This is a genomic window from Streptomyces sp. CA189 (assembly GCF_056428985.1).
On sequence record NZ_JBWJVM010000007.1, the window covers coordinates 22076 to 43901 of the forward strand.

General features: G+C 69.8%; 18 protein-coding genes. 6 read left to right on the forward strand and 12 right to left on the reverse strand.

Going from position 1 to position 21826, the window contains the following annotated elements; all coding sequences use genetic code 11:
- Positions 1 to 55: 55 nt before the first annotated feature.
- The 3 genes from cydD to AC061S_RS07945 form a co-directional block, all read right to left on the reverse strand.
- Complete coding sequence (gene cydD / locus AC061S_RS07935) at positions 56 to 3619, reverse strand: thiol reductant ABC exporter subunit CydD (protein WP_478685137.1); 3564 nt, start codon at positions 3617 to 3619, stop codon at positions 56 to 58.
- Positions 3620 to 3738: 119 nt separating this feature from the next.
- Positions 3739 to 4740, reverse strand: coding sequence for a cytochrome d ubiquinol oxidase subunit II (cydB, locus tag AC061S_RS07940; protein WP_478685138.1), 1002 nt, complete (start codon positions 4738 to 4740; stop codon positions 3739 to 3741).
- Positions 4741 to 4758: 18 nt separating this feature from the next.
- Entirely contained in the window at positions 4759 to 6264 is a 1506-nt protein-coding gene (locus AC061S_RS07945) for a cytochrome ubiquinol oxidase subunit I (protein WP_478685139.1), read from the reverse strand.
- Positions 6265 to 6452: 188 nt separating this feature from the next.
- Between AC061S_RS07945 and AC061S_RS07950 the strand changes: the two genes are divergently transcribed.
- A complete protein-coding gene (locus AC061S_RS07950; RefSeq protein WP_243331197.1) occupies positions 6453 to 6821 on the forward strand; it encodes a cyclophilin-like fold protein in 369 nt (122 codons plus the stop codon).
- A 31-nt stretch (positions 6822 to 6852) separates the two neighbouring features.
- On the opposite strand, the gene hisC is transcribed toward AC061S_RS07950, so the two are convergent.
- The gene (hisC, locus tag AC061S_RS07955) at positions 6853 to 7935 is read right to left on the reverse strand and encodes a histidinol-phosphate transaminase (RefSeq protein ID WP_478685140.1); all 1083 of its coding nucleotides are present in this window, start codon (positions 7933 to 7935) and stop codon (positions 6853 to 6855) included.
- Between the two features lie 362 nt (positions 7936 to 8297).
- On the opposite strand from hisC, the gene AC061S_RS07960 reads away from it, so the two are divergent.
- From AC061S_RS07960 to AC061S_RS07970, 3 genes are all read left to right on the forward strand, one after another.
- Positions 8298 to 9413, forward strand: a complete 1116-nt coding sequence (locus AC061S_RS07960; RefSeq protein WP_214954921.1) for a LacI family DNA-binding transcriptional regulator — start codon at positions 8298 to 8300, stop codon at positions 9411 to 9413.
- 215 nt (positions 9414 to 9628) lie between these two features.
- Positions 9629 to 10885, forward strand: a complete 1257-nt coding sequence (locus tag AC061S_RS07965) for a metallophosphoesterase (protein WP_478685279.1) — start codon at positions 9629 to 9631, stop codon at positions 10883 to 10885.
- A 148-nt stretch (positions 10886 to 11033) separates the two neighbouring features.
- Positions 11034 to 11852 carry a hypothetical protein gene (locus tag AC061S_RS07970; protein ID WP_478685141.1) on the forward strand — a complete coding sequence of 273 codons (819 nt, stop codon included), beginning with the start codon at positions 11034 to 11036 and terminating at the stop codon, positions 11850 to 11852.
- Positions 11853 to 11873: 21 nt separating this feature from the next.
- Here AC061S_RS07970 and AC061S_RS07975 read toward each other — a convergent pair whose 3' ends face one another.
- On the reverse strand, positions 11874 to 12758 hold the full coding sequence (locus tag AC061S_RS07975) for a hypothetical protein (RefSeq protein WP_478685142.1): 885 nt from the start codon (positions 12756 to 12758) through the stop codon (positions 11874 to 11876).
- A 241-nt stretch (positions 12759 to 12999) separates the two neighbouring features.
- On the opposite strand from AC061S_RS07975, the gene AC061S_RS07980 reads away from it, so the two are divergent.
- A complete protein-coding gene (locus AC061S_RS07980; RefSeq protein ID WP_478685143.1) occupies positions 13000 to 14136 on the forward strand; it encodes a tetratricopeptide repeat protein in 1137 nt (378 codons plus the stop codon).
- Here the strand turns inward: AC061S_RS07980 and AC061S_RS07985 are convergent.
- From AC061S_RS07985 to AC061S_RS07995, 3 genes are all read right to left on the reverse strand, one after another.
- The gene (locus tag AC061S_RS07985) at positions 14133 to 15182 is read right to left on the reverse strand and encodes an aldo/keto reductase (protein WP_478685280.1); all 1050 of its coding nucleotides are present in this window, start codon (positions 15180 to 15182) and stop codon (positions 14133 to 14135) included. The two genes, AC061S_RS07980 and AC061S_RS07985, sit on opposite strands and share 4 nt — an antisense overlap.
- Positions 15183 to 15262: 80 nt before the next feature.
- Positions 15263 to 15409, reverse strand: coding sequence for a hypothetical protein (locus tag AC061S_RS07990; RefSeq protein WP_478685144.1), 147 nt, complete (start codon positions 15407 to 15409; stop codon positions 15263 to 15265).
- Positions 15410 to 15472: 63 nt separating this feature from the next.
- Positions 15473 to 15634, reverse strand: a complete 162-nt coding sequence (locus AC061S_RS07995; protein WP_478685290.1) for a hypothetical protein — start codon at positions 15632 to 15634, stop codon at positions 15473 to 15475.
- 48 nt (positions 15635 to 15682) lie between these two features.
- Between AC061S_RS07995 and AC061S_RS08000 the strand changes: the two genes are divergently transcribed.
- Complete coding sequence (locus AC061S_RS08000) at positions 15683 to 17242, forward strand: recombinase family protein (RefSeq protein WP_478685145.1); 1560 nt, start codon at positions 15683 to 15685, stop codon at positions 17240 to 17242.
- Positions 17243 to 17371: 129 nt separating this feature from the next.
- Here the strand turns inward: AC061S_RS08000 and AC061S_RS08005 are convergent, their stop codons facing one another.
- The 4 genes from AC061S_RS08005 to AC061S_RS08020 form a co-directional block, all read right to left on the reverse strand.
- Positions 17372 to 18838 carry a replication initiator gene (locus AC061S_RS08005; RefSeq protein WP_478685146.1) on the reverse strand — a complete coding sequence of 489 codons (1467 nt, stop codon included), beginning with the start codon at positions 18836 to 18838 and terminating at the stop codon, positions 17372 to 17374.
- A 132-nt stretch (positions 18839 to 18970) separates the two neighbouring features.
- A complete protein-coding gene (locus tag AC061S_RS08010) occupies positions 18971 to 19747 on the reverse strand; it encodes a DUF2637 domain-containing protein (protein ID WP_478685147.1) in 777 nt (258 codons plus the stop codon).
- Positions 19748 to 19792: 45 nt separating this feature from the next.
- A complete protein-coding gene (locus AC061S_RS08015) occupies positions 19793 to 21217 on the reverse strand; it encodes an FtsK/SpoIIIE domain-containing protein (RefSeq protein WP_478685148.1) in 1425 nt (474 codons plus the stop codon).
- 103 nt (positions 21218 to 21320) lie between these two features.
- The gene (locus AC061S_RS08020) at positions 21321 to 21716 is read right to left on the reverse strand and encodes an SCO3933 family regulatory protein (protein ID WP_478685149.1); all 396 of its coding nucleotides are present in this window, start codon (positions 21714 to 21716) and stop codon (positions 21321 to 21323) included.
- Positions 21717 to 21826 lie beyond the last annotated feature (110 nt).

Below are 21826 nucleotides of genomic sequence, written 5' to 3' on the forward strand. Positions count from 1 at the left end.
CTCCGGCGGGTACTCGGGCGATTCCTGGGACTCCTGCGCTGACATGCCCTTGAGCCTAGTTAGTCCCCTTTAGCGAGGAAAGTCGAGCCTGCCCAGAGCTGCCCGTACCGTCCGCCTCCCGTTCCCGCTCCAGCAGCCGGCGCAGCGGACCGGGGACCGCCGCCAGCTGCGCGTACGCACCGCGCTGGACCACCGCACCGCCGTCCAGGACGAGCACCTCGTCGACCTCTTCCAGACCGGCCAGCCGGTGCGTGATGAGCACGGTGGTGCGGCCCTCGGTCGCGGCCAGCAGGTCCGCGGTCAGCGCGTCGGCGGTGGCCAGGTCCAGGTGCTCGGCCGGCTCGTCAAGGACGAGGACCGGGAAGTCCGCGAGCAACGCCCGCGCCAGGGCCAGACGCTGGCGCTGACCCCCGGAGATCCGCTCGCCGTGCTCGCCGACCAGCGTGTCCAGCCCGTCCGGGAGCCCCTCGGCCCACTCCAGCAGCCGGGCCGCGGCGAGGGCCTCCCGCAGCCGGGCTTCGCTCGCCCCCGGGGCGGCCAGGCGCAGGTTCTCCCGTACGGAGCTGTCGAAGATGTGCGCGTCCTGCGCACACAGGCCGACGACCCGGCGCACGTCGTCCCCGTCGAGGGCCCGCGCGTCGGTCCCGCCCAGGGTGTACGAGCCTTCGTGCTGGTCCAGGAAGCGCAGCAGGACCTGTGCCAGCGTGGTCTTGCCGGCTCCCGAGGGTCCGACGACCGCGATGCGGCGGCCCGCCTCCAGGGTCAGGTCGAGCCCGCTCAGCGCGTCCTTCTCCTGCCCGGGGTGGCGGGCGGCGAGCCCGGTCAGCCGCAGCGGGAAGGGCGAGGCGGGCAGGGATTCCGGCCGCTCCGGCTCGATGACCGGGACGGGTGTGTCGATGACCTCGTAGACCCGCTCGGCACTGCGCCGGACCCGCTGGCGGTACTGCACGGCCTGCGGGAGGCCGCTGACGGCCTCGAAGGCGGCCAGCGGGGTCAGCACGACCACGGCCATGGCCACCCCGGACAGCTGGCCCCCGGCGACGGCATCGGCCCCGACGGCGGCCGCGCACACCACGGTCAGTCCGCTCAAGAAGGCCGACAGCCCGCTCCCGAGCCCGGTGACGGCGGCCGCGCGGGCCGCGATCCCGGTCAGCGTGCGGTCGCTCTCCTTCGCGGCGGCCTTGCGCCCGCCGAGCGCTCCGGCGACGGTGAGCTCCGCGGTTCCGGTGAGCAGATCCGCCACACGGGTGGCGAGCTCTCCCCGGGCGGGCGCGAGCCGGCGTTCCGTCCGGCGGGCGCAGACCGCGCTGACGAGCGGGACCCCGACCCCGGCGGCCAGCAGCCCGACGGCGAGCACCGCCCCGGCCGCGGGCAGCAGCCAGGCGGTGAACGCCACCGCGCCGGTGCTCACGAGCAGCGCGGTGCCGACGGGCAGCAGCCAGCGCAGCCAGTAGTCCTGCAGGGCGTCGGCATCGGCCACCAGCCGGGTCAGCAGATCCCCGCGCCGCTGGGTGCGCAGCCCGGCGGGCGCGATGCGCTCCAGCCGCTGGAACACCGAAACGCGCAGGTCGGCGAGCATCCGCAGGACCGCGTCGTGGGACACGAGCCGCTCCGCGTAGCGGAAGACGGCCCGCCCCATGCCGAAGGCCCGCGTGGCGGTGACGGCCACCATCAGGTAGAGCACGGGCGGCTGTTCGGAGGCGCGCGAGATCAGCCATCCGGAGACGGCCATCAGCCCGACGCTGCACCCGACGGCCAGCGCCCCGAGGAACAGCCCGAGCCTGAACCGTCCCTGCCAGGCCTTGGCCACCCCCCGCACCCGCTTGAGCGGATCGCCGCCGCCGGCATCGCCGCCGCCCGTACCGCCCGCCCGCTCCGGAGCGTCCCCGAGGATCCACTCGCCGGGATCGCGCGGCGCTGCCGGCGCCGCCCGTCCCGCCCGCGCGGCGGGGAGGGGCGCGGCGGGGGAGGGGCCGGCGGGGCCGGCCCCGACCCGCACGACCCGGTCGGCCAGCGCCAGCAGCGCCGGCCGGTGCACCACCAGCAGGACGGTCCGGCCGACCGCGAGGCGGCGTACCGCCTCCACCACGGCCGCCTCGGTCTCGCCGTCCAGTGCCGCCGTCGGCTCGTCGAGCAGGAGCACCGGCCGGTCCGCCAGGAACGCCCGCGCCAGCGCGAGGCGCTGGCGCTGCCCGGCGGACAGTCCGACCCCGCCCTCGCCGAGGAGGGTGTCCGCCCCGCGCGGCAGGGCCCGTACGAACTCCCGTGCCCCGGCGTCCACCAGCGCGGCGGTCACCTCGGCATCGGCGGCGCCCGGCCGCGCGAGCCGTACGTTCTCCGCGATCGTCCCCGCGAACAGGTGCGGCCGCTGCGGCACCCACGCGATCCGCTCCCGCCACTGCTCGGGCGCCAGCCCGGCCAGGTCCACGCCCCCGACCCGGACCCGGCCCGCGCTCGGCGTCACGAAGCCCAGCAGCACCTGCAGCACCGTGGACTTGCCCGCGCCGCTCGGCCCGGTGAGGGCCACGCATTCGCCCGGTCCCACAGTCAGCGAGACCGGTCCGGGGGAGTCCTCGCCCCGGCCCTCGTACCGGACCGCCACCCCGTCGAGCTCGATCCGCAGTCCCGAGACCGCGGCGGCGGCCGTCCCCCGCGAAGCGGCGACCGGGGTCTCCAGCACTTCGAAGATCTCTTCCGCGGCGGCCAGTCCCTCCGCCGCCGCGTGGTACTGCGCCCCGACCTGACGCAGCGGCAGGTACGCCTCGGGCGCCAGGACCAGGATGACCAGGCCGGTGTACAGGTCCAGCTCACCGTGGACGAGCCGCATCCCGATGGTCACGGCGACCAGGGCCACCGACAGGGTCGCCAGCAGTTCGAGCGCGAACGAGGACAGGAACGCGATGCGCAGCGTGCGCATCGTCGCCTGCCTGTAGTCATCGGTGATCTTGCGGATGGACTCCGCCTGCGCCTTCGCCCGGCCGAAGACCTTGAGGGTCGGCAGGCCGGCCACCACGTCCAGGAAGTGCCCCGACAGCCGGGACAGCAGCCGCCACTGGCGGTCCATCCGGGACTGGGTGGCCATGCCGATCAGGATCATGAAGAGGGGGATCAGCGGGAGCGTGACCACGATGATGGCCGCCGACACCCAGTCCTCGGTGACGATCCGCGCGAGCACCGCCACGGGGACGACGATCGCGAGCCCCAGCTGGGGCAGGTACCGCGAGAAGTAGTCGTCGAGCGCGTCGACTCCCCGGGTGGCCAGGGCCACCAGGGAGCCCGTCCGCTGTCCGCTCAGCCAGCCGGGTCCGAGGTCCGCCGCCCGCTCCAGCAGCCGGCCCCGCAGTTCCGACTTGACCGCCGCGCTCGCCCGGTGCGCGGCCAGCTCCGTCAGCCATGCGACCAGGCCCCGGCCGAGCGCCACCGCCGCGAGCAGCAGCAGGGGGGTCCGCAGGGCTCCGCCGTCCAGTCCGTCCTCGAAGGCTCCGACCACGATCTCGGCGATCAGCATGGCCTGGCCGACGACCAGCCCCGCCCCGGCGAGCCCGAGGGCCACCACCGCTCCCAGGAAGAGTCGGGTGGACCGGGCGTACCGAAGCAGGCGCGGGTCGATCGGTTTCACGTGAAACATCCCCCAGGCAGGATCGGGCGGAGCGGAGCGGACGGAATCGACGGAGCCGGCTCAGCGCACGTCTCGTGCACGTCTCAGTGCACGTCTCAGTGCACGTCTCAGTGCACGTCTCAGTGCACGTCGACGATGTGCTGCGTGCCGATGCGCTTGCGGAACACCCAGTACGTCCACGCCTGGTAGAGCAGGACGATCGGAGTCGCCACCGCCGCGCACCAGGTCATGATCTTCAGGGTGTACGGGCTGGACGAGGCGTTGGTGACCGTGAGGTTCCAGGCGTCGTTCAGCGAGGACGGCATGACGTTCGGGAACAGCGTCAGGAAGAGCATCGCCACGGCCGCCGCGATGGTGACCCCTGACAGGCCGAAGGACCAGCCCTCCCGGCCCACGAGGTTGAAGCCGAGGGCCCCGACCAGGGCGAGTACCGCCACGGTCATGGCGATCAGGCTCCAGCCGTCGCCGCGCGAGACCTGGGTCCAGATCAGGAAGGTGAGCGCCAGGACGGCGGTCACCACCCCGAGCCGCGTGGCCAGCTTGCGCGAGCGGTCCCGGATGTCACCGACCGTCTTGAGCGAGGTGAACACCGCGCCGTGGAAGGTGAACAGGGTCAGGGTGACCAGGCCGCCGAGGATCGAGTACACGTTGAGCAGGTCGAAGAAGGTTCCGACGTACTCCATGTCCTGGTCGATCTTCACTCCGCGCACGATGTTGGCGAAGGCCACACCCCACAGGAACGCGGGGATCAGCGAGGTCCAGAAGATCGCGTGTTCCCAGTTGGTCTGCCACTTGTCCTCGGGCCGCTTGTGCCGGTACTCGAAGGCGACCCCGCGGATGATGAGGCACATCAGGATGATCAGGAGCGGCAGGTAGAAACCGGAGAAGAGGGTGGCGTACCACTCGGGGAAGGCGGCGAAGGTCGCGCCGCCGGCCGTGAGCAGCCAGACCTCGTTGCCGTCCCACACGGGCCCGATCGTGTTGATCAGGACCCGCTTCTCCGTACGGTCGCGGGCCAGCAGCTTGGTCAGGACCCCGACTCCGAAGTCGAAGCCCTCCAGGAAGAAGTAGCCGATCCACAGAACGGCGATGAGCACGAACCAGACGTCGTGGAGTTGCATGGTGTGGTCTCCTCAGCCTCAGTACGAGAAGGCCATCGGCCGGTCGGGGTTCTTGTCGTCCCCGCCGATCTTGGTGGGCGGGTTGAGGTCGGCCTCGGTGAGCTCGGGCGGGCCGGCCTTCACGTACTTCACGAGGAGCTTGACCTCGATCACGGCGAGCACGGCGTAGAGCAGCGTGAAGCCGATCATCGAGGTGAGCACCTCACCCTGGGAGACGTTCGGCGAGACCGCGTCCCTGGTGCGCAGGACCCCGTAGACCACCCAGGGCTGGCGGCCCATCTCGGTGAAGATCCAGCCCCAGGAGTTGGCGATCAGCGGGAAGCCCATGGTCCAGAGCGCGATGATCCAGTACCAGTTGGTGAACTTCGGGCTCAGCGCCTTCTTGAAGAGGACCAGGTGCGGGACCTCTTCCTCACCGGTACGCAGCCCCGGCGGCAGCATGAACTTCTTGCGGGTCAGCCAGAGCCCCAGCATGCCGACCCCGAGCGAGGCCATGCCGAAGCCGATCATCCAGCGGAAGCCCCAGTAGGCGACGGGGATGTTGGGCCGGTAGTCACCGGGCCCGAACTTCTCCTGCTCGGCCTTGTTGACGTCGTTGATGCCCGGGACGAACGAGGTGAAGTCGTCGTTGGCCAGGAAGGACAGCAGGCCCGGGATCTCTATGGCGACCGTGTTGTGGCCCTTTTCCACGTCGCCGTAGGCGAAGAGGGAGAAGGGGGCCGGCGCCTCGCCGTCCCAGAGCGCCTCGGCGGCGGCCATCTTCATCGGCTGCTGCTTGAACATCACCTTGCCGAGCAGGTCTCCGCTGAGGGCGGTCCCCAGACCGGCGATGATCATGACGACCAGGCCGAGTCGCAGCGAGGTGCGCATGACCGGGATGTGCTTCTTGCGGGCGAGGTGGAAGGCCGCGATGCCGACCATGAACGCGCCGCCGACCAGGAAGGCCGCCGTCATGGTGTGGAAGAACTGGGTCAGCGCGGTGTTCTGCGTGAGCACCAGCCAGAAGTCGGTGAGCTCGGCACGGCCCCGCTCGGGGTTCATCCGGTAGCCGACCGGGTGCTGCATCCAGGAGTTCGCCGCGAGGATGAAGTACGCGGACAGGATGGTGCCGATCGAGACCATCCAGATGCAGGCCAGGTGGATCTTCTTCGGCAGCTTGTCCCAGCCGAAGATCCACAGGCCGATGAAGGTGGACTCGAAGAAGAAGGCGATGAGTGCCTCGAAGGCCAGCGGGGCTCCGAAGATGTCACCGACGAACCGCGAGTAGTCGGACCAGTTCATGCCGAACTGGAACTCCTGCACGATGCCCGTGACCACACCCATCGCGATGTTGATCAGGAAGAGCTTGCCCCAGAACTTGGTGGCCTTGAGGTACTTCTCCTTTTCCGAACGCACCCAGGCGGTCTGCAAGATCGCGACGAGCGCGGCCAGCGAGATCGTCAAGGGAACGAAGAGGAAGTGATAGACGGTGGTAATACCGAACTGCCATCGCGCCAGGGTCTCTGGCGCCAAAGCTAGGTCCACGTCGTCGTCTCCTTCGTTTCGCCGTGGTCACAGCCGCAGTTTGCCTCTTGTATCCCACTCAATCCGGGAGCAAGCAGGACACGCTTGTGAACGCGTTCACATTCACAAGCATTATGTCGTACCGCTGTCGGCATCTTTCAGGGGGGTCCCCCTAGCGAATAAATTCAACAGATTGTTGAATGCGAACCATGAAGATTCGATTCCTCTGGCCCGCCGGCCAGCTCACCGCAACGCTCGACGAGACCCCGACCGCCAAGGCCCTCGCCGACGCGCTCCCCATTTCCGCCTCCGCCAACACCTGGGGCGAGGAGGTGTACTTCGACACCGGCGTCTCCGTCGCCTTGGAGCACGACGCCCAGCAGGTCGTCGAGCCCGGCACGGTCGCGTTCTGGACCGAGGGCGACGCGCTCGCGCTGCCCTACGGCCCCACCCCGATCTCCCGCGGGGGCGAGAGCCGCCTGGCGAGCCCGTGCAACGTCCTCGGCTCGTTCGACGGCGACCCCCGCCTGCTGGCCACCGTCCGCGACGGCGACCCCATCCGCGTGGAACTGGCCTGACCGGAACCGGCCCGACCGGCTCCCCGGAGCCCTAGAGCTCCTTGAAGAACGCCTCCGCCGTGTGCAGGAAGAGGTCGTTCGCCTCGGGCTCACCGATCGTGACCCGCAGGCCCTCGCCCGCGAAGGGCCGGACCACCACGCCGGCCTTCTCGCAGGCCGCCGCGAAGTCGGCGGTGCGCTCCCCGAGCCGCATCCACACGAAGTTGGCCTGCGTCTCGGGCACCACCTTCCAGCCCTGGGCCAGCAGCGTCCCGTAAACCCGGGCGCGCTCGCCCACCAGCGACCCGACCCGGCCCATCAGCTCGTCCTCGGCCCGCAGCGAGGCGACCGCCGCGTCCTGGGCGAGCTGGCTGACGCCGAAGGGCACCGCGGTCTTGCGCAGCGCCGCGGCCACCGGCTCGTGCGCCACCGCGAAGCCGACGCGCAGGCCGGCGAGGCCGTACGCCTTGGAGAACGTACGCAGCACGGCGACGTTGGGGCGGCTGCGGTAGAGCTCGATGCCGTCCGGAACCTCGACGTCGCGGACGAACTCCTTGTACGCCTCGTCGAGGACGACGAGGACGTCGGAGGGCACCCGGTCCAGGAACCGCTCCAGCTCGGCACGGCGCACGGCGGTGCCGGTGGGGTTGTTGGGGTTGCAGACGAAGATCAGACGGGTCCGCTCGGTGATCGCCTCGAACATGGCGTCCAGGTCGTGCACGTCCCCCTCGGCCAGCGGGACCTGAACCGAGGTCGCACCCGAGATCTGAACGATGATCGGATAAGCCTCGAAAGACCGCCAGGCGTAGATGACCTCGTCGCCCGGACCCGCCGTCGACTGGATCAGCGACTGGGCGACCCCGACCGAGCCGGTGCCGGTGGCGATGTGCTCGACCGGGACCCCGAACCGGTCCGCGAGCTCGTTCACCAGGCCCGTGCACGCCATGTCCGGGTACCGGTTGAAGTGACCGGCCGCCGCGACCGCGCTCTCCAGCACCCCAGGCAGGGGCGGGTACGGGTTCTCGTTCGAGGACAGCTTGAAAGCGACCGGGCCGCCCGCTGCCGCGGGCTTTCCGGGCTTGTAGGTGGGGATGCCGTCCAGCTCGGCGCGCAGCTTCGGGCTCTTCTCGCTCACCGCAGGTCCTCCTCGACCGTCCCGTACGACGTCGCCGTCGACTCAATACTCCTCACCTTATGAGGATTCCGTCCATCCGAGAACGGCAGGCGCCAGGAATGCGGGAGAGCGCACGCATATATGCGTGCGCCGGTGGCCTGCGCCGTGGCGCGCGTCCCTCGTACAGGTGAGTTGAGCAGAGCCCGAGAGCGCACCGTTTTGGCATGCACGGTCCCGTCGACAAGGGCACCAGACACTCTGCGCAACCAAACGCCTTCATTTCCAAGGTCATTGGGGGTGGCGAACCGTGCAGAATCGTGCCTGTCAACGCGTGCATATGCATCCGGACCGCTCTGCCCACTGCGCCCTACTATCGGCTCGCCATGACAGCAGCAGGGAAGCATCAGGTGAGCCGGACCGAGACCACCCGGCGGGCCGCCGGCCGACAAGGCCGGGCCGGCATCAGGGACGTGGCCGCCGCGGCGGGCGTCTCGATCACGACCGTCTCCGACGCCCTCAATGGCAAGGGACGGCTGCCGGACGCCACCCGCCGCCACGTTCGCGAGGTCGCAGACCGATTGGGCTACCGCCCTTCCGCGGCGGCCCGCACCCTCCGTACCGGCAAGTCGGGCCTCATCGGCCTGACCGTGACGACGTACGGGGATGAACCTTTCACCTTCACCGAATTCGCGTACTTCGCCGAGATGGCCAGGGCGGCCACCTCCGCCGCGCTCGCTCGCGGCTACGCCCTCGTCATCCTCCCCGCCACCTCACGACACGACGTCTGGTCCAACGTGGCCCTCGACGGCACCGTCGTCATCGACCCCTCCGACCACGATCCCGTCGTCACCGAACTGGTCCGCCAGGGTCTGCCCGTCGTCTCCGACGGACGCCCGGCCGGCTCACTCCCCGTCACCGCCTGGGTCGACAACGACCACGAGGCCGCCGTACTGGGCCTCCTCGACCACCTCGCCGCCGCAGGAGCCCGCCGTATCGGGCTCCTGACGGGCACCACCACCGACACCTACACCCGGCTCTCCACCACGGCCTACCTGCGCTGGTGCGAGCGCGTGGGCCAGGATCCCGTCTACGAGTCCTACCCCGCCCACGATCCGTGCGCCGGCGCCGTCGCCGCCGACCGACTGCTCGCCCGGCCCGACCGGCCCGACGCCGTCTACGGCCTGTTCGACCCCAACGGCACCGACCTGCTCGCCGCCGCCCGACGCTACGGCCTGCGCGTTCCCGAGGATCTGCTGCTCGTGTGCTGTAGCGAATCCACCGTGTACGCCAACACCGAACCGCCCATCACCACCCTGTCCCTCAAACCGCGCCGCATCGGCACCGCCGTCGTCCAGCTGCTCATCGACGCCATCGAGGGCGTCGACACGGGCGGACCCGTCGAACAGGTCATCCCGACCGAGCTGATCATCCGTACCTCGTCCCAGCGCAGGCAGCCCCGTACGACCGTCAGCCCGCCCCGATCCCCGGCACAGGACTGACCACCATGTCGGCCCAACGGCGGGGCCACCGGCCCCGCCGAGGAACTCGACAACACCGATATCGGGAGAAACCGGCAGGAAGGGTCAGTGCCGACCAGGATTCACCACCCCTGGTGCGTCACAGAGCGCGAGCTGCATTCCTATGATGGGCGCACGACATCACGGATCCTCCGCCCCGGAGGGGGCAAGGTCCGCAGGTGTACGGCAGCGCGACGGTGGTGGAGGGGTCGATGACTCAGGGGGCCGGTCAGGGACCCGCGGTGCGGACGGACACCGAGCGGGACTTCCGGTTGCCGGTCGCCGCACCCGCCTCGCATACCGTTCCCGCGGGGACCGCAGCAGCCGGATCGGGCGGCTCCGTCGGGCTCGGGGCGGACGCCCCCGTCTACGGCGAGTACCCCGCGTACTACGACGCGGGCCCGGCTCCCGTCCCCGCTCAGCACGGGTACGGCCACGAAGCCCCGTACGGTGCCACCACCGCCCTCGGCGAGCCCAGCCGCCCGATGGGCCACGTCTCCGAGGACGGCGACCCCGACGGGTACACCCCGACGCAGCGCGACCTCCCCGTCATCGGGCGCGGCGCCCTCGGCGGACCCGGCGACACCGTCCAGGTCCAGTACGTCCCCCAGGAGACCCCGAGCGAGGGGCCCGGCCCGCTCTACGTCGTCGGCGACGTCCACGGCTACATCGACGAACTCGTCGCCGAACTGCAGTTCCAGGGGCTCATCGACGCCGACCGCAACTGGTCCGCCGGCAACGCCCGGCTCTGGTTCCTCGGCGACTTCACCGACCGCGGCCCCGACGGCATCGGGGTCATCGACCTCGTCATGCGGCTCTCCGCCGAAGCCGCCGCCGCCGGCGGCTACTGCAAGGCCCTCATGGGCAACCACGAGCTGCTGCTCATCGGCGCCAAGCGGTTCGGGGACACCCCCGTCGTCTCCGGCGCCGGCACCGCCACCTTCCAGGCCGCCTGGCTCCTCAACGGCGGCCAGCGCACCGACATGGACCGGCTGCAGGACGTCCACCTCCAGTGGATGTCCCGGCTGGACGCGGCGGTCCTGGTGGACGACCACCTGCTCCTCCACTCCGACACCACCGCCTACCTCGACTACGGCGACTCGGTTGAGGACGTCAACGACACCATCCACGAGCTGCTCAACCGCAACGACGCCGACATCACCTGGGACCTGTTCCGCAAGTTCACCAAGCGCTTCGCCTTCCGCGACGAGGAGACCGGCCCCCAGGCCGTCCGCGAGCTCATCGGCACCTACGGCGGCAGTCGCGTCGTGCACGGCCACAGCCCGATCCCGTACCTGCTGGGCGAGGTGGGCACCGAGGACGGGGACGGTGCGCACGGTCCGGAGGCCGTCGTGGGCCCACACGTCTACGCGGAAGGCCTGGCCATCGCGATGGACGGCGGCGTGACGATGGCGGGCAAACTACTCGTCGTGCAACTCCCGCTGAACGACTGAGGCTTCCTGGAGCTGGGTATTTCCGGAAAGCCCCTGTCGACGTACGGCGTGGGCGCTCTACCATCGCTCTATCCGTAGCAGGCTCTCCTCCGTTTGTGCCGGCGCCCCGTTCTACGCGGGCATACCGGTCCCTACGGAGCATCGGGGGATGCACATGACCAGCGCTCCGCACCTGCTCACCGAAGACCGACCGGAGTTCGATCGGCTCCTCGACGAGGCGCTGCGCACGGCGAACGCCAGGCCCGAGCTCGCCGCCCTCGGCGAACGGCTGAACGCCGAACAGCTGCGCACCATGGCCATGGGGGCCACCTCGCTGCTGACGGCCGCGGCCGCGGCCGAGTACGACCACTACGTGAAGGTCCGCAAGCAGCGGCAGGACGAGATCCTGTCCACCCCCGGAACGACGGGGGAGGAGGGCGACGGGCAGGGCGCGGGCGGTGGCGCGGGCGTCAGCGCCGTGGTCGCGGTCCTCGCGCCGGTCCTGGCCGGCACCGCCATGCTGATCTTCCTGCTGGTGGGCTACATCCTGAAGATGATCGAACCCGAACCCGCCTTCGCCGACACGATGCTGACGACGGGCTGGCTCTTCGGCGGGCTCACCGCCGCCGCACTGCTCTTCGCCGTGGTCGGGCTGCTCGTGACGGCCCTCCGCAACAGTTCCACCGAGGTGGCGGCGGACGAAACCGAGGCGGTACCCGACGAGGTGGCGCGGGCCCGGGAAGCCTGGCGCAACGCCCTGCTGGAGCGGGGCATCATGCCCTTCCTCCGGGACGCGCTGGCCGATCCCAGCGCGGGGGCCGGCTTTCCGGCCCCCCGAAAGCCGGGAGCCGGGCGCATCCCCAACCTGGGATACACCCGGCCCGATTTCACCAGTCCGGGGGCCCCTGCGGAGGGGCCCCGGCCCGGTTACACGTCTCCGGACTTCACCAGCCCGGACTTCGGAGGTCCGGAGACCAAGCCGGAGTGAACTCCGGGCACCCTCCCGGCCCTACTTCAGGGCCTTGGGAAGGTGGTTGGCATCGATCGGGCTGATCGGCGCCCCCGCGGACCGGGCTCGGAGGTCCGGGTCGTTGGAGTCGGGCTGGGGGACATCCGGGCGCCACACGCCGTTACACGTGAGGGTGTTGGGTCCGGGATTGACGGTGCAGAAGGTCTCCCAGATGACGCCCGCACTCGTCACCGTCTCGATCACCAGCCGGTTGTTCTGGTGGCCGATGGAGATTCCGCAGGCGTCGGCCGGATACCTGCCCATGGGGTTGAGGGTCAGGTCGTACCAGGTCCAGGGCCCTACCCCGGCGCCGCCCATGGTGAGTTCACGGATGCCGGCGTACGCATTGCCGTCCCCCGGGAGCACCGCCTTGAACTCGCGGTCGGCGTTGTCCCGGACGGAGTCGATGTCCACGCACAGGGAGGGTCCGGTGGGACCGGTGACACCCTGCGGACCGGTGACACCCTGCGGACCGGTGACACCTTGTGGACCGGTCAGGCCCTGAGGACCGGTCAGGCCCTGAGGACCGGTCACACCTTGCGGACCGGTCACACCCCGCGGACCCGTCACACCTTGCGGACCCCGCGGACCCGTCGCACCGGTGTGGCCCTTGGGACCGCGCGGACCCGTCGGGCCCACCTTGCACTTGTCGTCGCCGTGTACGACCTGCCCGGCCTCGACCGCCGCCTCCTGGGCCTTCGCGTCCGGCCTGTGGTGCCCCGACTTGCACTTGTCCGCACTCACCGGCGTCGAGGCCAGCCCCACCGCCGGGGACGCCAGGCCGGCCAGCACCAGCGCCACCGAGGCGAGCGTGCCTCCCGTCAGCCAGGCGGCCCGTCGGGGCATCGGCCCCAGGTAGTTTCGGGCCTTCTTCTCAGAACTCATCTACCGCTCCTCGCGCACACCGGATGGATCAGATCTGCGAAGTCCGGATATAAGACCGGGCTCCGCGGGCCATCCTGAAGACCCCGCAGCCGCGACACGGACCGGCGCGCCCACCGGTCAGCGGAACGGCGCAGTGCACACCGCCACTTGGCGGTCTGCCACACGGCCACTCGGGTTCGAGCCCCGGCGCCCCGGCGTGCCGCACCCATCCGGCCGAGGGCCCTCCCTAGGGTCAGCCGCCGTGAAGCCGACCATTTGCCTCTGCATGATCGTGAAGAACGAGGCCGCCGTCATCGAGCGCTGCCTCGACTCCGTGCGGGACCTCATCGACACCTGGGTCATTTCCGACACGGGTTCCACCGACGGAACCCAGGACCTCATCCGCAAGGCCCTGCACGGGATCCCGGGGGAGCTCCACGAGGAGCCCTGGACGAACTTCGGGCACAACCGGAGCCTCAACATCGGCCACGCCCGCGACAGGGCCGACTACCTGCTGCTCCTCGACGCCGACCTCGTCCTGCGCCGCACCGGACCGCTGCCCCCGCTCACCGCGGATTCGTACATGCTGCGCCACGAAGGCACGCTGGAGTACCGGATCAAGCGCCTGGTCCGCGGCGACATCCCCTGGCGGTACGAGGGCGTCACCCACGAGTACCTCACCTGCGACCGCCCCGACGAGAACGACCAGCGCCCGGGGGTCCAGGAGAACCTGGACTCGCTGGTGATCGAGGACTACGCCGACGGCGGCTCCCGGCACGACAAGTTCGAACGGGACGCCCGCCTGCTCGGAGCCGAGCTCCAGCGGGACCCGTCGAACACGCGCACCGTCTTCTACCTCGCCCAGACGATGCGCGACATGGGCGACACCGCGGAGGCCGCCCGGCTCTACGAACGCCGCGCCGCCATGGGCGGATGGGACGAGGAGATCTACTACGCCCTGCTTCAAGTCGGCATCCTGCACGGGGAATCAGGAGACCACCCCGCCGCCCTGGACGCACTCTCCCGCGCCTGGGAATCCCGGCCGACCCGACTGGAAGCCTGCTACGAACTCGCCGCCAGGCTGCGCCTCCTGGGCCACCACCACGCCGCGCACGCGATCACCGGGGCGGCGCTGGACCGGCCGGTCCCCGACGACCTGCTCTTCGTCCAGCCCTGGGTCTACCGGTGGGGGCTGCTCTTCGAGCACTCCATCACCGCCTACTGGGTGGGAGACATGGACACCTCGCTACGGGCCTGCGACCGGCTGCTCGCCCTCCCCGACCTGCCCGAGCCCTACCGCCGCCAGACCGAAGCCAACCGCGGCTTCGCCGCGAGCCATGTTTCACGTGAAACATCGATCCCTGTTTCACGTGAAACATCGGAGCGCTCGCCCGTCTAACCGGCGGACCGGTCTCCCCGCGCCCGCCTCCGCTGCGCGACATCCGCCAGCGCCGGCGGGCGCCAGGCCCCGTCCGGGTGGTACAGATTCCGTCCCGGCTCCACGATCTCGTCGATCCGGTCGAGGGTCGCGTCGTCGAGGACCAGCCCGGCGCCCTTCACCAGCGACTCGAGCTGCTCCATGGTCCTCGGCCCGAGGATCACCGACGTGACGGCAGGATGCGCGAGCGGGAAGGCCACTGCCAGCTCGGGCAGTGTGCAGCCGATCGAGTCGGCGAGCTCCACCAGCTCCTCCACCGCCTCCAGCTTCGCGACGTTGCCCGGAATCGCGGGATCGAAGCGGGCGGGAGTCAGCGCCGCACGCCCCGAGGTCAGGTCGATGGCCCCGCCGAGCCGGTACTTCCCGCTCAGGAACCCGGACGCGAGCGGGCTCCAGGTCAAGACCCCCATCCCGTACCGCCGGGCCACCGGCAGCACACCGCTCTCGATACCGCGCGCGAGGATCGAGTACGGCGGCTGCTCGGTTCGGAACCGCGGCAGCGCCCGCCGTTCGGCGACGTGCTGCGCCTCGACGATCTCCTCGGCCGGGAAGGTGGAGCAGCCGAAGGCCCGTATCTTGCCGGCCCGCACCAGATCGCCGAGGACCGACAAGGTCTCCTCGACGTCCGTCCCGTGATCCGGCCGGTGCACCTGGTAGAGGTCGATCCAATCGGTGTCCAGCCGGCGCAGGCTGTCCTCGACGGCACGCACGATCCACCGCCGGGAGTTCCCGCTCCGGTTGCGGCCCTCGCCCATCTGGAAGTGCACCTTGGTCGCGAGGACGACATCGTCCCGCCGGCCCTTGAGGGCCTTGCCCACGATCTGCTCGGACTCCCCGGCGGAGTACATGTCCGCGGTGTCGACGAAATTGATCCCGTGGTCGAGCGCGGCATGGACGATCCGCACACAGTCCTCGTGATCCGGATTGCCCACCGCGCCGAACATCATCGTGCCGAGGCAGTGCGCACTGACCTCGATCCCGGTCCCGCCCAGAATTCGGTATCGCATGCTCATGGGCCGCACTGTAAAAGCTGAAGCGCACTCCAGCACAAGCCCCGGCGGAGCCTCCGGGGGCACCGGCTCGGGGACTACCCGCGATGCTTGTTGCCCGGCACCGTGTGCTTGGCGGCCGCCTTCTTGGTGGGCGGCCGCTTGAGGAACAGGTCCTTGGCGGCCAATTTCAGCGCGGGAGCGGTCGTGGCGCTCGCCGCACTGGGCTGACACGGCGTACGCAACGGCGGCCCGCGACTCCCCCCTCGGTGTCGCGGGCCGTCCGTCCGTGCGTGCCGGGTCGGGGGTCAGTCGGCCAGCGGCAGGTACACGCGGTTGCCCGCGGCCGCGAACTCGGCGGACTTCTCCGCCATGCCCGCTTCGATCTCCTCGGCGCCCAGGTCGCCACCGTGCTGGCGGCGGATGTCCTGGGAGATCTTCATCGAGCAGAACTTCAGTAAAAGATCCACATGCTAAATTGCCCTCCACTCCACCAAGGAGTTCGACAAGGGGGGCCGATGGCCACAAGGGACGCGGTAGTCAGCAAGCTTCGAGGGACGCCGGCCGACCTGCTGACCGTGCCCGAAGTCATGGCGATGCTCGCGGCGAACCCGAAGATGAAGTGCGTCGTCTGCTACGCGCGCATCTCGTTCGACGGACGCGCCAAGGACGCCCACGGCATCGAAGACCAGCACCGCGAGATGGGGGCACAGGCAAACGCGTTCGGCTGGCTCGTCGTGTACCGGTACACCGACAACGACAAGAGCGCGAGCAAGGAATCTGTGGTGCGGGACGACTTCGAGCAGATGCTCGTGGACCTCACCGCAGGCCACACGCCGGAGGGGTACCCCGTCCACGGCGTCATGGCGATCAACGATGACCGGCTCTACCGGCGGCCCGGCGACTGGGAAAGGTACCTCCGCGCCTTCACGTCTCACACGGACCGCGTCTACTACGACTCGAACGGGCACCAGGACCTCTATGCCGAGGGGTTCGAGGTCAAGGGCCTGGTCGGGGTCGCCATGTCGCTCGCCGAGACGAGGAAGAAGCAGCGACGCAGCCGCACCAGTCACCGTAACCGGGCGATCCGCGGACACTCGGTTTCCGCGTGGAGGCCGTTCGGCTGGGACGACGACAAGGTGTCACTACGGCCGGCGGAAGCCGACGCCATCCGGAAGGCCGTCAAAGACGTGCTCGCCGGAGCATCGCTCAGCGAGGTAACCACCGAGTGGAAGGAGGCCGGGTTCATCACCAGCCGGGGCAACCCCTTCCAGTACGCCACGGTGAAGCAGGTACTGCTGAACGCCCGACTCTGCGGGTACCGCGAGATCAAGGGCGAGTTGGTCCACGGCGAAGACGGACAACCCATCGTCGGCGAGTGGGACGCCATCATCACGCCGAAGCAGTGGTTCGCAGTCGTTGCCACCATCCGGAAGCGCGGCCAGGGGAAGGGCCAGTCACTCGGCGGGGTGGTCCACAAGTACCTACTGACCGGAGTCCTGCGGTGCGGTGCCGTCCAAGAGGACGGAACCACCTGCAACAGCAAGATGACCGGGGTGAAGGCGAACGACTGGGTCAGCTACAGCCACGGGTACCTGTGCAAGAAGACCGTGGACGGTGGCTGCAACAAGACGTACAAGCGCGGCGACGAGACAGACAAGCACGTCACGGCGCTGGTAAGGGCCAAGCTCAAGCAGGACGCCGCCGCAGCCGCGAAGGACGTGCCCGACTGGACGCGGGGCGAGGAGTTGGAATCGGCTCTGGCCCGCCGCAGCGCCCTTGAGCAGCGCTGGCAGACGGGCCAGATCGATGACGAGACGTTCTTTCGCAATCTCCCGCCCTTGGATCAGATGGTGAAGGAGCTGAGAGCCGACCAGGCCAAGCACCTTGCAACGGTCGCAGCAGCCGAGGCCGCCACGGCCGACATAGATACGGAGTGGGAAGCGAAGACGCTGACTCAGAAGAGGGAGATGGTCCAGAGCGCGCTTTTCGCCGTGATAGCGGAGCCCGGCGGGAAGGGCCGGAAGCCCTTCGACGTGGACCAGCTCAAGCCGGTGTGGCGCTCGTCTTCCGTGTGAGGGAGACGCCCAGGATCTCCCCGATCCGGCGGAGCTGTGCATCACCGAGCGGCGGAGCATCGCGGAGGCACCGTTCGATCCAGGCATCGACCTTGGATTCGTCGCAGGTGAGGTTCTGTCCGAGGCGGGTCATGCCCATACCTCCCCTTCGGTCTTGGCGCGTTCCTTGGCTGCGCGGGTGAGTTCTGTTGCGTGGCGGGTCTGGGCTGCGAGGAGTTCCTCGCCGGGGCGGTAGCCGGTGGCGAGGAAGGCCCAGGAGGATTCGGTGACGAGGGTCGAGGCATCTGCCGGGGCCGGGTGTCCGGCGCATTCGCGGGCGGCGTCTGCTTGGGCGATGCGCCAGGATCGGCGTACGTCGCGGAGCGCGCCGAGGGTGGTGGAGTAGGCGCGGGATTTGGTGGAGAAGTGGCCCCGGAAGCCGAGCATGTGCGCCCATTTGGTGAGCTTGAGGTGCACGAACTCAGGTAGCCCGCCGAGGGTCCAGGCAGTTCGGATCATGGTGCGGACGTGTGTCTGGACGCGGAGATCCGTGAAGGGTTCGGCGCGGCCGGTTCCCTCGCAGTGGGTGCACAGGTCCTTGACGCGTCCACCGACGGTGCCACGGCCCGAGCAGGGTGCGCAGACCAGGGAGCGGTCTACGGTGCCGGAGCCTTCAGCGCTCTTGGTGGCGTATTTGGCGACGTAGGAGGCCACGCGCTGATCAGTGAGTTCGCCGTCTCCCAGGGCGGTGATCGGACGTACGTCGATCTTGGCGCCCCATCGGATGATGCGGTCGCCAATGGCGTCGGAGTTGAGGGTGAGGAAGACGCGGTCACGGGCCCGGTGGACGGCTTCGGTCAGCGCTTTCGCCGTGGCGAGGGCCGGCGGGGTGGTGGTGTGGCCGTCGGGGCCGTCGAGGCGGATGACTGCGTGGAAGTGGACCAGGCCACGCTTCTGGTACTCCGCGACCTTCGCGAAGGAAACCCGCACCGTGTCGTTCAGCTTCTTCTGGGTGATGCCCAGGCCCTGGGCCAGCTCACGGCGCAGGTAGGTCGTGAACCGCGTCCACAGCGCGCCCGCGTGGGCGTTCCACAGGACCGCGCCCGCGTAGTCATACGTGCGGGGGTTCAGAGGCGTGCCCAGAACAGGGGCGTCCTCGCTGTGGTGCTGGCCGCATCGGCAAGGCCGGGGCTTGCCGCCGCCGGTGGGCCGGTTGTGGACGGGGCCGAAGGAGGGGGCGGTGAGGGTGACGAAGAGGCGGGGATGCGTGCGGACGGTTTCGGCGACGTTCTTGCCGCCGGAGAGTCCGGCCCGGACGAGGTGGTACGTGTCGGCGGCGTAGATGCGGGAGCAGGCCGGGCAGCGCGAGGAGCGCCGGTTGTTGCATACGGTCAGGAGCCGTCCGGTGGGTTCGTCGGCGGTCGCGTAGGCCCGGATGACCGTGTCGGTCTTGGTGTCGCGGGTCTCGGTCCAGCCGACGAGGTTGACCGGCGCTGAGCAGCCGCCGAGGCGGGTGACCTGCTCGCGGACACGGTCGAAGTCTTGGAGGTTGGCCAGTTCGATCAGGTCCCGTACGGCGGGGCTGATCACGTGCCGCAGGACAAGTTCGCGGGTCATCGGAGGAGTCCTTCCGTACTGGAGGTGAGGGCCCCGGGCAGCACTCTTGCGGGGGTGGAGTGCTGCCCGAGGGCATGACTGACCGGGCCCGGGGGCCAGGAGGGTGGAGGTTGCCGGAAGGCCGGCGGGAGGTCAGGCCGACAGCGCGGCGTGCGCGGCAGTGGCCAGGGGCAGGCCGACACCGAGTCGGGCCTTGAGCTGTGCTGCGGTGATCGGCTGGCCGTGGATCGCGGTGTGGGAGTCAGCGATCTCGCGGGCGGCATCCAGCAGAGCCGGAGCCACCTTGACCGCCACAGCCGGGGCCGGGACGGGCGCCAGAACAGGAGCTGGAGCAGGCACCACCGGAATGGGAGCCGGGGGCAGGGGCGCCGCTGGTTCGGGCGCAGGAACCGGTTCGGGCATCAAGGCCGGTTCGGGATCAATCTCCGGAGCCGGTTCGGCCGGGGCCTTTTCGGGTGCGGGTTCAGTGACCAGCTCGGGGGCGGCCACGAGCACCGGGGCCGGGGTGGCGACGGCGTGGAAGTGGCGCAGGAGCGTGGGTCCGACGGCGCCCCAGCCGAGGAGGAGGAGGGGGGCGACGGCGTCCACGCAGGCGCGGCCGTAGTGCTTGGCGATGATCGGTTCGGCGACGTTGAGGGCGAGGGTGAAGAAGCCGGAGGCGTGCATCAGGCGCGTGGCCGCCTTCAGGTCGTCGGCGGGTACGCCGCGCAGGGAGAGGTAGCGCAGGGCGACCAGGAGGCCGACGACGGACAGGTCCACCATGGGGGCGATCAGCGGGGCGATCGGGCCGGGGATGCCCAGGCGCAGGGCCAGGGACCAGACGTTGCCGAAGGAGAACACGAAGGCCAGGGCCGCGATGATCGCCATGACCACGGTCACGGTGCGCTGTGTCATCCGGTCTTCAGTCATGAGGGTTTTCACCTCCTTCCAGGGGGTGTTGGGGTGGTGTGTTGGTTAGGCGGCGAGGAGTTCGAGGCCGTCTTCGTCGTCGGGCGCCTGCTTGGCGAGCTCTGCGACCGTCTGGCCCGTCAGCTCCTCCAGGAGCTTGAAGGGGTCGCGGACCAGGTGCGCGGTCTCCTCGGCGATGCGGGCGGCGTACTCGTCGGGGACGTAGGGGGTGCGGATGCGGACGAAGCCGGGGCGGCCCTGCGCGGACATGACCGCCACGCCGACATAGGCGGGGTCCTGGAGGTTGATCGGGGAGGCGTCGGGCCACTGGCGGATGTCCTCACCGAGCGCGGCCACCGCGGCTTCGGCGGTCTTCTGGGCGAAGGACAGACCGATGGGGCACACGTCGCGGATGAAGGTGGGGATCGCATCCCCGGTGGTCTTCTGGGTGATGGGGAGCGTCAGGAAGCCGAGCGCGCGGCCCTTCTTGGTGAGGTCTTCCACCAGGCGTGCGTTGTCCGCCGCGAGTGCGGCCAGACGCTTGGTCTTCGGGTCGGAGCCCTTGTGGTCCCGGAAGAAGGTGTGGGCCTCATCGATGGGGATGACGATCAGCGGCCACATCTCCGAGGGGCCGACGTGCCACATGTTCTTGACGCCCAGGACATCCTTCATGCAGGCCGAGCGGGCACGCCGCAGCTCCACCAGACGCTTGAGGAGCCTGTTCGCGGCCTCCAGGTCGTCGCCGCAGAAGGCGAACACCCTCGGGACGAGGTCGGCGTAGTCGCCCTCACGGGCACGGCTGACCTTGCCGTCGAAGGGGACGAACTGGATGGCCGGCGACGGGGCCCAGTCACAGATCAGCTTGTTCATCAGCGAGGTCTTGCCGTAGCCCGGCAGACCGCCCACGGTGATACCGGGTACGTCCTTGAGTGACACGGTGACAGGCGTGCCGTACTCGTCCACGCCCACTTCCCACTTCGCGAGTTCCTTCGGGGGACGGCCGGTGGGGACGTGTTCGGTCGGGACGATCAGCGGGTCCACCCGCACACCGCGCATCAGCACCTTTCCGGGCCCGTCGGGCAGTACGGACACCCGCGTGCAGCGCCAGGCGTCCGCCAGGTAGGGGGCGGCCTTCTTGAACTCTTCCAGGCCCACCTTCGGCAGGCAGTTCGCCCGCACCATCACGCCGAACTCGTCCGGGGAGACCTTCAGGGCGGGGATCAGAACCCGGGGCTTGTGCTGCTTCTTGCCGTCGGTGTTGCTGAGTTCGGCCATGAACGTCGGGGTCTTGTCGGTGACCGACAGTCCGGCCATCGGGGCCAGGCGCTTCCAGGTGCGCCGGACACGGACCGCCTGCCGGATGCTCGCGCGCTTCATGGGCGTGGCCCGTACGTAGCGCACGATCCAGACCAGGGACCAGATGACGAAGACAGCGAGGCCGAGGCCGATGGCGTACGGCGCGTAGCCGAACGCTCCGTTCAGATCTTCCACAGGGGGACTCCTTCACTTGAGGGGGCGGACTCCCGCCGCCAGCACGGGAGGCCGAGGGCCGAACCGTGCTGGCAGCGGAAGGGGCGGGGAGCGGGCGCGTTCCTCACGCCGCGATCTCCTCCGAGGCGGCCGGGGCCGGGATCTCGTCCGGGGCGACCGGGGCGTCCACGATCTCCAGTGCCGTGCAGCGGTAGGCGACGCCCTCGGAGAGGTTGCCGTTGAAGATCCGCGCCCACGGGGTCGCGAACAGCTCCACCGGGTGGACGAACTTGCCCGGGTGCAGGCCGTTGGGCAGGCCGGTCGCCGGGACGGTGATCTTCAGTGCTTCCGCGCGGTCCTCCTCCATCAGGAAGAGCGTCACCGTGAACAGCGGCGAACCGGTCTCACGGTCGGTCGCACGGATGCCGTTCTCCTGGTCGGTCCACTTCGGGACCGGCGGCGTACCGGTCATGATCTTCGTCGCCTTGAGGAAACCGACGCGGATACGGGTCATAGCCATGGCGAAATACGCCCCTTCATTTGGGATCGGCCGGGGTTCCGGCCACACCCAAAGGAAACCACATGATGGAGTTAACTGCAACGGCAGCTAACTGCTTCAGGTGTTGCAGG